The organism is Bacillus cereus group sp. N11 (genome assembly GCF_016483605.1).
Taxonomy (GTDB): Bacteria; Bacillota; Bacilli; order Bacillales; family Bacillaceae_G; genus Bacillus_A; species Bacillus_A toyonensis.
The window spans coordinates 313,337-328,069 of the sequence record NZ_JAEHBN010000002.1 but is presented as its reverse complement, the minus strand read 5'-3'; the positions used below and the strand labels follow the sequence as shown (position 1 = coordinate 328,069).

Genomic DNA, 14,733 nt, shown 5'->3' with positions numbered 1-14,733 from the left:
GTCCTCCTCCCCGTTGGTGCATTAACCATATTATATTTATTTTTTGCTTCTATTCCAACTCTAATGAAAAAAGAGAGTCAAAAGCGTGTTGAGCACCAAGAAACTCAATGTCATTTGAACAAGACTTTGTCTACAATCTGAAACACTTATCTCTTTTCATTCTACCTCCATCAACCGTTTTGCCTCAAAATACAACACTTGAATAAACTTCTTCGTGTTAATACGTATATGACCAGAAGCCGCTACTTCATCTTTCGTCATTTCTGTCATCCGTTTTCTAACTATAGTAAAATCAAAAAATTTCGGAGCATAGCTTTCAAATTTTGGATTCGAAAAGTCTGTTAACCCGAGGGAAGCTAAGTGATTTAACGATTGATAAATCGCCCTTCTTACCCTTTGCTCAGATGCTTTCTTCTCTTTATCAATATCCGTATCTAAAGCTACATCCCCTAATTTTCTTATTGTAATATGATGGAAAATATCTTTTAACGCAGGAAATCCAAATTCAAATGTTTGTGCCTTTTCCTGCCCATATAAATATTCCAACATACTAAGCAAGTCTTTGCTTCCGTTCTCTCCCGCAATACCGAGTTCTGATAATAAATAGCGCCCTGAATCCGCTATTTTCTTCCCTTCTTGTATTGGCTCATTTCGAACTTGCGGCTGTTCCCACTTAAAAACGTTATTCAATGATTTTTGAATATCATGTATAGAACGCTCCAAACGAATACGCTCCATTACTTTTCGTACAACAGATACAACTTCAATTTTATTCAGTGGCTTTGTAATATAATATTCTACTCCAAGTGTATACGCCTCACCTATAAGTTGCTTCGATTCAACTTGAGAAATCATAATGATCTTCCCAGTAAAAGCGGACGCAATATGACGAACTGTTTCAATTCCGTCTCGCATTGGCATTAATAAATCAATAAACAAAATATCTACTTTTTTAAAATTCAGTTGGTCCGCTTCAATAAAAGCTCCGTCTTCCGACTCTCCAATTACTTCCCCAAGATCTCCATCTTCAATAATTTGCGAAAGCATAGAACGGAAAACTTCATCATCATCTACGATATAATAAAACAACATTATTCCCCTTCCCGCTTTAAACTGCACTCCGGTAAACAAACGATAAACTTACACCCGCCGCCAGTTTCTCGGTCTTCTAATCTCACTTCTCCACCTAGCTCTGTTACCATTTCGTTTATGTAAGAAAGTCCAATACCTGTTGACGGTGTTCCCGTTTGATCATACTTTGAAGTAAACCCTGGCTTAAATACTAATTTCTTATACTTCTGTGCAATACCAGGACCATCGTCAATTACTTCAAAGAATATATGTTTATCTCGTTTATATAGCTTTATACTAATGAGACCTCTATCCTCAATTGCTTCCACTGCATTTGCAACTAAATTATTAAGAATTGATAGAACTGTATACACGTGATATGCAGCGTGCTCACCTTCTATATGTTTAGAAAAACGTATCTCTTTTCCTAGCATTTCAGCATACTTCTCATTTATTCTTACAATTATTTCCGCTAATTCATGTCCTTCTACATACTCAGCCACATTTTTATCTAATAACAGTTTAGATAACCCTGCAAAAATCCTTTGATTATCCTTTTTTATTTCATGCACTTCTCCTGCTATTTTTAAAGCTGTTTTGCTATTTAAGTCATCGTTCGATTGTAAGTTTCGATATAGTTGATATGCTTCTTGTGTAATTAACTCAGCATTTTGTAACGTTTTTTTCAAATGGACAGATTCCACATATAAATTAGAGAGATACATTAACATATTTTCATTTTCTTTTCGAACTTGGGATTCTTTTAATTTCGTTTCATATAAATTCATCATATTTAAAAAACCGAGCGCAAAGAAACTACGGAAAATAGCTATAATGATTAGTTTATTCACTTCAGAAACTGTTATTGTTGTGCCTAGTACGAGCATATGATAAAACGCAAGTTCTGACATACTTGCAATAATTTCAATTGAAATTCCAAGGCACCCAATAACAATTGGCTTCTGATGAAACTTATTTACCCTACAAAACGAAAAGAGGCTTCCATAAATAAAATAATAAAAGAACACAGGATAGCGCAAATAAAATGATTCTGTCATATGGAATGAACCTTGCAATACCCAGTCAAGACTTACACGGAATAAAACTACAGATATACCGACGAGAACACCTGCAGCAGCTGCTGGTATTCTTCTTAAAAATAGTAATAAAAAGAAGAAAAGCGGTGTCCCGAAGCTAACACGAAACATATCATTAAAAGGATGAAAATTAAGCTCTCCAGCAATTGGGACAACTACCATTAATATAATTAAAAGATACATATCTTTCTTCCATAATTGATTCCAATTCAAAGCTGCCACTTCCTATATATTTTTTCAAAATGTATAAGTAAAGCCCGTTTATTATTATAAACGGGCTTTTTCTCTATATACTAACCTTTTCTACCGCTTTTATTTGACGATACTCAGGCTTCCACATTGCTTCTTTCACTGCAATCTTAATATCGTTATCACTTAAGTTCTCTCTAGCAACACCTTCTGCAACTGCAACTTTCGCTACTTCAATTGCAACTAGTTCAGAGATATTACGTAACTCTTCAACTTCTGGCAAAATAGGTGCTCCTGGCTGACTTGTATCTACCATACTTGCAACTGCTTCAGCTGCTGCTGCGAACATTCCATCCGTCATGACGCTTGCACGAACAACAATTGTACCAAGACCTAGTCCTGGGAAAATAAGTGCGTTATTTGACTGTCCAATCACATACGTTACACCGTTATATGTAACCGGTTCAAACGGACTTCCTGTTGCAACTAACGCTCTTCCTTCTGTCCACTCGATTAAATCTGCTGGTTTCGCTTCCGCAAGTGGTGTTGGATTCGACATTGGTAAAATAATTGGTCTTTCTACGTGAGAAGCCATTTCTTTAATAATCTCTTCTTTAAATGCGCCCGCAACTGTTGATGTTCCAATTAAAATTGTCGGTTTTACATATTTCACAACTTCAGCAAGCCCAATCACATCATTTTGTTTCCAATCACTTACTTCTGCTTCTTTTCTTGCATATGGAATTTGGAAATCAAGAAGATCTTCCATAGTATCTGTAACTAATCCGTTACGGTCAATACACCAGAAACGATTATGAGATTCTTCGTCTGATAAGCCGACGCGAACCATTGCATCTCTTACTTGATCTGCGATACCGATTCCAGCCGTACCAGCACCAAACACAACAACACGGTGCTCACTTAGCGGTACACCAGAAGCTTTTACTGCCGATAATACAGCAGCAAGTGAAACTGCCCCTGTACCTTGAATATCATCATTAAATGTACAAACGTCATGACGATATTTATCTAAAATTTTTCGTGCATTTCGAGAACTGAAGTCTTCCCAATGTAGAAGCGCCTTCGGGAATTGTTTATTTACCGCTTGAACAAACGTATCAATAAATTCATCGTAAGCTTCCCCTGTTATACGAGGGTGACGATTTCCGATATAAAATGGATTGTTTAATAATTCCTCACGATTTGTACCTACATCTAAAATTACTGGTAATACACGGCTAGGATCGATTCCAACTGCGGCCGTATATACAGCTAATTTCCCAATTGCGATGTTAATTCCACCAACACCCCAATCACCAATTCCTAATATACCTTCTCCATCCGTTACAACGACTAAATCAATATTTTCAGCTGTTGCACCGATATTGGCAAATGCATCTTCAATACCTGATGGATCGTTAATTGATAAATAAATACCACGTGGTTTACGGTATTCATGACTATACCTTTGAATTGCTACACCTACAGTTGGTGTATATACAATCGGTAACATTTCACGTAAATGATCTGTTAATATACGATAAAATAATACTTCATTTCGATCATGTAACGCCGTTAAGTATACATTTTTTAATAAATCATCCGGCTGAGAACTAAATTGTTCATATGCTCGGCGTGCTTGTTCTTCTAATGTTAAAACCGCTGGCGGTAATAAACCTTTTAAACCTAACTCTTCTCTTTCCTCTTGTGTGAAAGCTACCCCTTTATTTAAAAGTGGTGTTGATAATACTTCTGCTCCTCTTAATGTTGTTTCTAATGCACCATTAGAAGCCACTGTAAACTTACTCATAACATCCCTACCTCTATTCATATATAGCATTTCTATATTGTAAACAAAAAAGAGGGGATTGTCCCCCTCTTCTTTTAATTTTTCTTTAAAAGAGTTGCTCCTGCAATCCCTGGATGTGTCATTTCAAATGGATCTAGAATTAACTCTAAATCTTCTTGTGACAATACACCATTTTTCACACAAAGTTCACGAACGGATTGACCTGTTGCAATTGCTTCTTTCGCAACACGAGCTGCTGCTTCATAACCGATATGAGGGTTCACGGCTGTGATAATTCCTACACTTTTCTCAACATACTCTTTTAAACGATCTTCATTCGCTTCAATTCCTTTTAAGCAATTATCTGTAAAGGCACGGAAACCGTTATTCATAATGCTAATAGATTGAAGTAAGTTGAAAACAAGTACTGGTTCCATAACATTTAATTCTAATTGTCCTGCTTCTGAAGCAAGGCAAATTGTATGATCGTTACCAATAACTTGGAACGCAATTTGGTTAATAACTTCTGGCATAACAGGGTTTACTTTCCCTGGCATAATAGAAGAACCTGGTTGACGAGCTGGTAACATAATTTCTGCTAAACCAACACGTGGACCTGATGCCATTAAGCGAAGGTCATTCGCGATTTTAGACATGTTCATCATACATACTTTTAGTGCTGCAGACACTTCTGTGTACGCATCAGTATTTTGCGTCGCGTCCACTAAATCTTCTGCACCAACAAGCGGTAATTCACTAATTGTAGCAAGATGTTTTACAACTGCTTCAATATACTCTGGATCTGCATTTAGGCCTGTACCAACTGCAGTTGCTCCCATATTTACTTCATATAAATGTTGACGTGATTGCTTAATACGTTTCATATCACGTTCAAGTACGCGAGAATACGCTTTAAACTCTTGTCCAAGACGAATTGGTACAGCATCTTGTAAATGCGTACGACCCATTTTAATAACATGGTCGAATTGTTCTGCTTTTAATTCAAATACATCATGCATATAACCCATCGTTTGTAATAAACCTTCTAATGCGTTTAATGTTGCGATATGAATCGCCGTTGGGAATGCATCATTTGTTGATTGTGCCATGTTTACATGACTGTTTGGACTAATATAATGATAGTCTCCCTTTTCCATTCCTAATAATTCAAGAGCACGATTGGCGATGACTTCATTTGCATTCATGTTCATTGAAGTACCTGCACCGCCCTGAATTGGGTCGACGATGAAATGATCGTGCCATTTTCCATCTAGAATTTCTTGAGCAGCTTCTGCGATCGCGCCGCCTTTATTCAATTCCAATCTACCTACATCTGTATTTGCAAGTGCTGCTGCTTTTTTTACAACTGCGAATGCTTGAATTAAACCTTCATGAATTTTGTAACCTGTAATTGGGAAGTTTTCTACTGCACGCATTGTTTGTACGCCGTAGTAAGCATAATTTGGTACTTCTTTTTCACCTAAAAAATCTTTTTCAATTCGCACACCATTTTTAACTTCAGTTAATGTTGCCATGATTATTCACTCCTTAACGATTTCTTATGCTGCTTTTGTTTCTTTGACTGTTTCTACATATTGTTTTGCTTTCTCATTATCGAATTCGCCTTCCCACTTCGACATAACAATGGCCGCTAATGCATTTCCTAATACATTGACAGATGAGCGAATCATATCTAAAATGCGGTCAATTCCCGCAATTAACGCGATACCTTCTAGTGGTAACCCCATTGAACCTAACGTTGCTAATACAACAACGAACGATGCACCTGGAACTCCCGCCATACCTTTGGATGTTAACATGAGAACGAATAATAACGTTATTTGCTCCGTCAGTGACATGTGTACACCATACATTTGTGCAACAAACAATGCCGCTAACGCTTGATAAATAGCCGATCCAGTCAAGTTAAATGTATAACCTGTCGGAATTACGAAAGAGGCAACTGCCTTTGGACAACCGAACTCTTCCATTTTTCTCATTATATTAGGTAAAACAGCTTCTGAACTTGCTGTCGTAAATGAAAGAATAAGTTCTTCTTTTAAAATTTTTATTAATGTAAAAATGTTTACGCCAACCATTCGTGCATTAATACCTAATACAATCACAACGAATAGTATAACAGTTACGTATACAGCTAGCACTAGTTTTCCTAACGGAAGTAGTGTTGCTACACCAAATTTTGCAACCGTAACAGCAATTAATGCGAATACACCGAATGGTGCAAACTTCATAACTTGATTTGTAACCCAAAACATCGCTTCGAGTACACCTTCAAAAAAGTTAAAGACAGGCTTTCCTTTTTCTCCAATTGCCGCAACTCCTAAACCAAATAACACGGAGAAGAATATAATCGGTAATAAGTCACCTTGTGAGATAGATTCAAATACGTTTTTCGGTACAATATGAACAATCGTTTCAGCAAATCCTTTCTTCTCTGTTGCATCTGCAGTTTGTTTATAAGAAGAAATATCACTTTGCTGTAAATTACTCATATCAACGCCAGTACCTGGTTGGAATATATTCGCTGCAAGTAATCCCATTAAAATAGCAATCGTCGTAATAATTTCGAAATAAAGAATTGTCTTACCGCCCAGTTTCCCAAGCTTTTTCATATCTCCCACGCCAGCTACCGCAACAATTAATGCTGAAATAACAATTGGTACTACAATCATCTTAATTAAGTGAATAAATATATCCCCAATTGGTGTGATATAAGAAATCGCCGTTTTATTGCCATAAAAGACTGCCCCTACTACAATCCCTAAAACAAGCGCGACAAAAATTTGTGTTGCCAATCCGAATTTTTTCATTTATGTTCATCCCCTTCATGCGAACGCTTTCAATTTGAATTTATAAAAGCTACTCACACATCATATAAGCGAACCTACAAAATCATACAAAAACCTACAAGTTTGTCACAAAAAATTCAAATATTTTTCTTATATTTTTCATTGACACCATTTTGTTAAAAAATGATAAAATAAACTTGATAAGTAATCAGATTGTTTCGTATAATCAAAAAGATATATACTTAAAACAAATCAAAATGAAAAGGAGTGGATAGTATGAAAAGTTACGTGAAAAAATTCGTCCTATCTTCTTCTTTTCTTTTTCGTTTTCTTAAAAAGGAACAAAGGCATTCGCCTTTGTTCCTTTTTTATTGCGATCTATATAGGGGGAATTGTTATGAGGCCATATAAAAGAGTTTTAATAAAACTAAGCGGCGGCGCTCTTGCCGATCAAACTGGAAATAGCTTTAACTCCAAACGATTAGAACATATCGCAAACGAAATTTTATCCATTGTTGATTTAGGTATCGAAGTATCCATCGTTATCGGTGGCGGTAACATTTTCAGAGGTCATCTAGCTGAAGAATGGGGAATTGATCGTGTAGAAGCTGATAATATCGGTACGTTAGGTACGATTATTAATAGCTTAATGCTACGCGGTGTTTTAACTAGTAAAACAAATAAAGAAGTACGCGTTATGACTTCCATCCCTTTTAACGCAGTAGCTGAACCATATATTCGCTTGCGTGCAGTCCATCATTTAGATAACGGTTATGTCGTTATTTTTGGAGGCGGTAACGGGCAACCTTTCGTTACGACAGATTACCCAAGTGTACAGAGAGCAATCGAAATGAATAGTGACGCCATATTAGTCGCAAAACAAGGTGTGGACGGCGTTTTTACAAGTGATCCGAAGCATAACAAATCAGCAAAAATGTATCGAAAGCTGAACTATAACGATGTTGTTAGACAAAACATACAAGTCATGGACCAAGCCGCTTTATTGCTTGCTCGGGACTACAATTTACCAGCACATGTCTTTAACTTCGATGAGCCTGGGGTGATGAAGAAAATATGTTTAGGGGAACATGTGGGGACGTTGATTAATGATGATGTTTCGATGCTTGTGCATGAATAATAGTTATTTCTCATGAAAAGGGTGTCTCTAAAAGACACCCTTTTTCATTAACCTTTATAAATAAAAATCAGCCAATCCCCCCAACTTCTCCTTACAATGCTCCCAAAATGATAACTTCTCAAAAAATTCTTTCGTCATTTCTTTCGAATCATGAAAATCTTGCGTTAACGCCTCATTCACTTCTGAGACGATAGATCCACCATGAATATACAAATTCATCTCATCATTAATATAGAAGCTACGTGCAGTAAAGTTCGTTGTACCTATAACAGTTAACTCATTATCAATCAGCATTAATTTGCCATGGAACATTCCTTTTTTATACCCATATACAGTAATCCCATTATTAACAGCTTGACGTATATACGGATACGCCGCTTCTTTTATAAGAGGTAGATCTGGTTTATATGACCAAAGTATTTTTACTGTAACACCACGCTTTTGTGCTGCGATTAAAGCATTCATTAGCTCTTTATTTTTCGCTATAAAATACGGCGTCGTAATGACAACCGAATGCTTTGCTTGGTTTATTAACTCTACATATTTTTCGGCGACGTTATGCCCATTGTAACTGGCCATCGTATGTAACGTGTTCCCTTTACTAGCTTTATTCGTACTTCTCTTTATATTTTCTTTCGTATCTCGTTTCCAATCTAAAGCAAACTGTTCTTCTAAATCTTTTGCTCCTTCTCCTTTAAGCCGCACATGATAGTCACGCCAATATCCAAATCGCTTATCTTTTCCTAAGTACTCATCTCCTATATTAAAACCACCTGTATATCCAATCTCCCCATCAATTGTCGTAATACGGCGATGATTACGATGGTGAAGTGAATAAAATCCGAATGGCAATTCAGGTTTTCTACTATACGTAAAATGTACACCACTTTCCCGCAATTCATTTATCATCTTTCCTTCAAATGATAAATCATTAATGCGATCAACTGATAAATAGACGTTTACTCCTTCTTTTGCCTTCTCTTTTAATAAATTTAAAAACGTATGGCTACTTTTATCATCCGACAAAATAAAAAAATACGTGTAAATAGATTGCTTTGCTTCTCTTATGTCGGTAAATAACTGTTTATAAAACGACTTCCCTTTTACATATAATTGAAAATCACTATAATGAGGTGCATACTCTGTCGGCATGTTTTTCCCAGCTTCCATTTTCCTACCTAAGGTAACATCGATATGCATCCATATTAAAATAAAAACGAAAATAGCAATAACAATAGAAGTAACTCGCAATATTTTTTTAATCATTTTGATTTCCTTCCGATCATTTTCTTTCCACCTTTCTATTTTGTCATTCAAGTTTAGATTTCATGCTTCATACAAAAAAGGATGTGACTTAACGTCACATCCTTTTCACATTAAACAAAATTCCTCGCATCATTATTTCTTCCAAACTTATAAATAGCAATTAAGAAGAATGCGACCGCAAAGGCGAATAAGATTAAAATATTTAAATACAACTCAGAGAATGGAATTCCTTGTTGTATTTTTGATACTGTATCTAACAACCAGCGTTGTGGAAGAAAATCAGCTACTTTTTGTACCGCTTTCGGCATAATGTCATACGGAAAATAACATCCAGCCAGTAAACATGTCGGTACAATAATCATATTTTGCAGTGCATTTGCCGATGCTGAGTTTTTCGAAAAGGCGACAAGGACTAACGATATTCCAATCGCTATTAAAGCAAATAGCATGAGTACACCAATCATCACTATGAAAGGCATATTGATATTCGTATGAAATACATTCGTTAGGAATAAGATTGTAATTAGAATTTGTACTGTTAGTATCATCATATTTACCCCGACATTAGATAATATAAATTTCTTTCCATCTATCGGCGTTGATAATAGTCTAAAATACGTTCTATTTTCTTTTTCTTTTAAAATATAACCTGATAAGTTCGCTGCTGAAAATAGCATAAACATAATAAGATAACCCATCGTTTGGTTTGTCATATCTTTATTTTTCGAAGTATCTTCTAGCGTCTCCGTTTTCATTTTAAATGAACCTTTTTGATATCCTGCGTACATACTATCAAATGCACTTTGATCTGTTCCTGCTACTTTACTAATAGCTGCTACATTATCAATATAGTTGTATAAATAAGATTTTATAAATCCTGTTACTTGATCACCTTTAATCGATGAAATTTCAATATGCTCTGGTTTCCCTTCTCGAACACTTTCGGAAAAACCAGCCTCTAACGTAATCACACCATCAAGTTTTTTGGAAGTGAGTTTTTCTTCTACTTCAGACTCCTTAACCTTACTCACATTTACATGATTTAACCGTTCTAAAAATTTCACTGTATCATTTGCTATAAGTTGATTTTCTTTATTTATAACTCCGATATTTAACGTCCCTTGCCCCACATTCCCATACATTGAAAAGGAGATTAATGTTCCTATTATCGGCAAACTAATAATAATGAATAATCCTTTTTTATTTTTCAAAAGAACAGTTAGTGTTTTTTGTATAAGCCATAAAATATCTTTCATACTATAGCCCCTCCCGTCTGCGTAATGCAATAATCGCAATGATTAAAAAGAGTGCTGAAATTCCAAGGTTTAAAGATATTACCGGTAGTGCAGCTCCTACATCATTCGCATAAATAATTTTCATAACAGCTGTATTTGCCCACGTTAATGGTGATAAATTCGTAACGACATTTTCTTCTACTACAAAGTATGCTCCGCCAAAAATAGAAGCTAATTGCACTATAACTAAAACAATTGCTCTAGATGCTTCACCTGTATTCGTAATATACCCGATCCCTAAACCGAAGCTAATTGCCAGAAAAACCTCTGTTAATAAAATAAGAAATATAATTCCAAGATGGTCGCCCCAATTCGCTTGAAAAACAAATTTACTAAATAACATGACGAGTAATATGCACAGGGCATTTGCTACTAGACTACCTAGCACCTTCCCAATGAAAATTTCAGCCTTACTTATAGGTGCAGCAATGAGACGATCTCCTGTTTTACGTATTCGTTCTCCTCGAATTAAAGAACTCGCTCCCATCGCAGCATATAGTGCAATCATCGTCGTCATTACAACCGCATAATAATCCATAGAACCTGGTTTTTTCGCAGCTTGTAAAGATGTTTCTTTTATATAATCATTATGATTTCCGTTTGAAATAACTGCGCTAACCTTACTAGGATCTACTTTTGCAACTTCGAACGCTACATTGTACTTATCAACAAATGTTGTAAGCATTCCCTCTACAATACTTCCCTCTATACTACTTCTGTCACTTCCGTAAAATTTCGCACCATCTTTATTTAACTCTACATAAGCAGCATATTTATTTTGCTTCACTGCCTCTTTCCCATCTATACCTTCAGAAGCTTTTTTAAAATGAATGCCCGATTTATCGACTTCTTTCGTAAATGTTTCAAATGATTGAGAAAACGTGCTACTCGCTTCGTCTTTGTATAGCACTTGAATATCTTTAATAGAATGACTATCACTATTAAATGCATTCGTTAACGCTGTTCCTAACACAAGCATAAGCACAATAGGAAATGCTAACATAAAAACTAAAGTTCTTACGTCCCTGAAATCTCTTTTAATATGCATAACTGCAATATTGAAGATGTTCAATTGATGAACCTCCCTTTACCTTTTCTTCATTTACCTTTTATTTATCTCGTAAGTTTCTTCCAGTCAACGTAAGGAATACTGTTTCTAAGTTCGGAGCCTGCTCCTCTAACGAACGAATTTCAATGTCATGATTAATGAAATGCTGAATAATTTTATTTAAATTATTTACTCCTGCATCCGAGTTTACCTTAATTACGTTCTCTTCAATTTGAACAGCTTTCACACCGTTTATCTCTTTTAATTTTTCTACATCTAAATTTTCTACTGATTTTACTTCAATCCAAATGTCTTTCGTATCGGTAATAATCGCTTTTAACTGTTCTTTCGTTCCTTCTGCAATTACTTTACCGTGATCAACAATTGCTATTTTCGTACAAATTTCTTCTACTTCTTCCATGTAGTGGCTCGTGTAAATAATGGTACTTCCCATTTCATTTAATTTTCGAACAGACTGGAGAATATAGTTTCTTGACTGTGGATCAATTCCAACTGTCGGCTCATCCATAATAATTAACTTCGGTCTATGAGCGATTGCACAAGCGATATTCAGTCTTCGTTTCATCCCACCAGAAAAGTTTTTCGGGTAACTTTTATGTTTATCACTAAGCCCTACAAATTGAAGTGCTTCCTCTACTCTCGCTTTTAGCTCGGCTCCTCGTAATCCATACAATCCAGCAAAGAATTTCACATTTTCATAGGCAGTTAACTCTTCATAAATCGCAATATCTTGCGGAACGATACCAATATTCATTTTCGCAAATCGATTATGTTTCTTTATATTTTTTCCTAGTATGCTAATTTCACCTTCATTACTTCTTAGCAAACCAGCAATCATATTAATCGTTGTACTCTTACCTGCACCATTTGATCCTAAAAAGCCAAATATTTCTCCTTCTTTAATAGATAAAGACATATTATCTACCGCGATGAAATCACCAAATTTTTTCGTTAAATTTTTAATTTCTAATGTATTCATCATTTCACCCCTATTTCGGTTTCTCTGCTTTTAGTATAAACAAAAAGAATGAACCTGCTCAGTGCAGAAGTTCATTCTTTTCACATGAGATTATTCACTTTTTTCATATGAGATGATTCATCCTCGTCCCATTCTTTTATATCGGCAGCAACATTGTTACTGAAAAACCACTTGTCCCATCTACAATAATTTTTCCATTTACAGATGCTGTTCGCTCCTCCATCCCCATAATACCGAGACCTTTTTTTACAAGTGCTGCACCTTTTCCGTTATCCTTCACTTGCACTTTCACCATCTTGTTAAGTACATGAATATCGATTGAAATGACTGTCGCATCAGCATATTTCATCGCATTTGTTAATGCCTCCGTAACATTTTCACCGATAATCTTCCACTGAATCGGTGAAATCATATCTAAATTCCCTTTATATACGAAAGGAATATTTACATCATGCTTACCGGCAAATTCCTCTATGAATAATTTCATACGATGAATACCAATTTGCTCAGTAGGTGGCTTCATATTTTTTAATGTAACCCGAATACTTTCAATGCCATCTTTCGAAATATGAATTGCATTTTGTAATAACTCGGCAGATTTTTCTTTATCTATTTCAAGCAATCTCTTTGCTGCTTCCATTTGAATAAGCGCACCTGTCATCGAGTGACCGATTTTGTCATGAATTTCTTGAGATAGTCGATTTCTCTCTTCTAACTTAAACGTGTACTCTGATTGTCTTATGTATTCTTTATTTTCATGTAAGCTTTTCGTCAGTCGCTGCATATCTTTTCGCATCTTATCATTTTGTGATTCCAGCTTTACTACACGCGATATATATCGATTTGCCATAGTTAAAACGAGAAAAGAAAATGCAACAATTAATCCATACGTCATTCGAATATTTTCATCTGTAATAATAATAGGTATCATCATAATGATAAAAAGTTGCCATTTCTTCTCTATATAATGAAATGTCACTTCGTATACATTCAAAGGTAAAAACAAAATAAAAAACGGATGAACCTTCCATGTCAATAACATAACTACACCAATTGACACACAAGTTAATATTTTTTTGTACGTATCTTTTTTAAATATGGAGATCAGCACGTTTATAGAAAGATATAAAAGCAAAGTAAGTATAACCCACGGTAAGTTCGTAACGTTTGAATGGATGTAACTGAACACAATATATATAAAGACAATTAATTTACTTACAATTAACCAAAATTCCATATCATTAATCTACTTTCCCTGTTAAGTAATAAATCGCGATTTGTGTGCGATGTTCAAGTCCAGTTTTCCCTAAAACAGATGTAATATAATTTGCAATTGTTCCTTCGGATATGAAAAGTTGCTTCGAAATTTCTTTATTCGAGAAACCTTTCGCAATTAATGCGATAATACTAAGCTCCCTTTCTGTAAAAAGACTTTTATCTATTTTACATTCTTCCTCTTTACTTTCCATTAAATTAGATTTAATTTTATCAAGTACTACATCTTGCATAACAGTTTGACCGTTATACACTCCTTTTATCGCATCACGAATACGTTCCGGATCATTATTTTTTAATAAATAACCTTTTGCTCCGTTTTTTACTGCGTCCAATATATATTCATCATCATCAAACGTCGTTAAAATAAGTGACTTCGTTTTCGTCTCTTCACAAATTATTTTCGTCGCCTCTACCCCGTTCATGTTTGGCATACGAACATCTAAAAGCACAATATCGACTTCATGCTTCTTACAATATGCTACGGCTTCTTTTCCATCATTTACAGTAGCTAATACTTCAAACTCTTCGTATGTATTTAAAATAATTTTCATACCTTCTCTAATAAAAGAATTATCATCTGCTATTAATATTTTAATTTTCATGTTTGTTAGTATGGACGTCCTCCTACTAACATTCACATCCTTTCTCCGCGTAACATTTCCTCTTTGCTCATTATATACTCCTTTTTACCATTTTTTCACACCTTTTTTTATATAGCCTCCTTTCTAAAAATATATTATTCTTTTTTTACA

Annotated in this window: 12 protein-coding genes; 1 reads left to right on the top strand and 11 read right to left on the bottom strand. The window is 35.2% G+C overall.

Going from position 1 to position 14,733, the window contains the following annotated elements; all coding sequences use genetic code 11:
• Positions 1-156 precede the first annotated feature (156 nt).
• The 5 genes from JDS98_RS05525 to JDS98_RS05505 all read right to left on the bottom strand — a co-directional run bounded on the left by JDS98_RS05525 (position 157) and on the right by JDS98_RS05505 (position 6,977).
• Positions 157-1,089, bottom strand: coding sequence for a response regulator (locus tag JDS98_RS05525; protein ID WP_097958981.1), 933 nt, complete (start codon positions 1,087-1,089; stop codon positions 157-159).
• A gap of 2 nt (positions 1,090-1,091) precedes the next feature.
• The gene (locus JDS98_RS05520; protein WP_199633627.1) at positions 1,092-2,390 is read right to left on the bottom strand and encodes a sensor histidine kinase; all 1,299 of its coding nucleotides are present in this window, start codon (positions 2,388-2,390) and stop codon (positions 1,092-1,094) included.
• A gap of 64 nt (positions 2,391-2,454) precedes the next feature.
• Entirely contained in the window at positions 2,455-4,167 is a 1,713-nt protein-coding gene (malS, locus tag JDS98_RS05515) for an oxaloacetate-decarboxylating malate dehydrogenase (RefSeq protein WP_141555963.1), read from the bottom strand.
• 74 nt (positions 4,168-4,241) lie between these two features.
• The gene (aspA, locus tag JDS98_RS05510) at positions 4,242-5,681 is read right to left on the bottom strand and encodes an aspartate ammonia-lyase (RefSeq protein WP_000224192.1); all 1,440 of its coding nucleotides are present in this window, start codon (positions 5,679-5,681) and stop codon (positions 4,242-4,244) included.
• Positions 5,682-5,705: 24 nt separating this feature from the next.
• Complete coding sequence (locus tag JDS98_RS05505) at positions 5,706-6,977, bottom strand: cation:dicarboxylate symporter family transporter (RefSeq protein ID WP_000713298.1); 1,272 nt, start codon at positions 6,975-6,977, stop codon at positions 5,706-5,708.
• 376 nt (positions 6,978-7,353) lie between these two features.
• On the opposite strand from JDS98_RS05505, the gene pyrH reads away from it, so the two are divergent.
• Positions 7,354-8,094: a UMP kinase gene (gene pyrH / locus JDS98_RS05500; RefSeq protein WP_001248057.1), complete on the top strand. Its 741-nt coding sequence runs from the start codon at positions 7,354-7,356 to the stop codon at positions 8,092-8,094.
• Between the two features lie 54 nt (positions 8,095-8,148).
• Here pyrH and cls read toward each other — a convergent pair whose 3' ends face one another.
• The 6 genes from cls to JDS98_RS05470 all read right to left on the bottom strand — a co-directional run bounded on the left by cls (position 8,149) and on the right by JDS98_RS05470 (position 14,583).
• A complete protein-coding gene (gene cls / locus JDS98_RS05495) occupies positions 8,149-9,360 on the bottom strand; it encodes a cardiolipin synthase (RefSeq protein WP_141555988.1) in 1,212 nt (403 codons plus the stop codon).
• A 110-nt stretch (positions 9,361-9,470) separates the two neighbouring features.
• Positions 9,471-10,616: an ABC transporter permease gene (locus JDS98_RS05490; RefSeq protein WP_097957156.1), complete on the bottom strand. Its 1,146-nt coding sequence runs from the start codon at positions 10,614-10,616 to the stop codon at positions 9,471-9,473.
• Position 10,617: 1 nt separating this feature from the next.
• Positions 10,618-11,727 (bottom strand): ABC transporter permease, encoded by a 1,110-nt coding sequence (locus JDS98_RS05485; RefSeq protein ID WP_199633626.1) that lies wholly within the window; start codon positions 11,725-11,727, stop codon positions 10,618-10,620.
• Between the two features lie 37 nt (positions 11,728-11,764).
• Positions 11,765-12,703 (bottom strand): ABC transporter ATP-binding protein, encoded by a 939-nt coding sequence (locus tag JDS98_RS05480; protein ID WP_064449823.1) that lies wholly within the window; start codon positions 12,701-12,703, stop codon positions 11,765-11,767.
• A gap of 136 nt (positions 12,704-12,839) precedes the next feature.
• A complete protein-coding gene (locus tag JDS98_RS05475; RefSeq protein WP_097957155.1) occupies positions 12,840-13,940 on the bottom strand; it encodes a sensor histidine kinase in 1,101 nt (366 codons plus the stop codon).
• Between the two features lie 4 nt (positions 13,941-13,944).
• Positions 13,945-14,583, bottom strand: a complete 639-nt coding sequence (locus JDS98_RS05470; RefSeq protein ID WP_000694087.1) for a response regulator transcription factor — start codon at positions 14,581-14,583, stop codon at positions 13,945-13,947.
• Between the last annotated feature and the right edge of the window lie 150 nt (positions 14,584-14,733).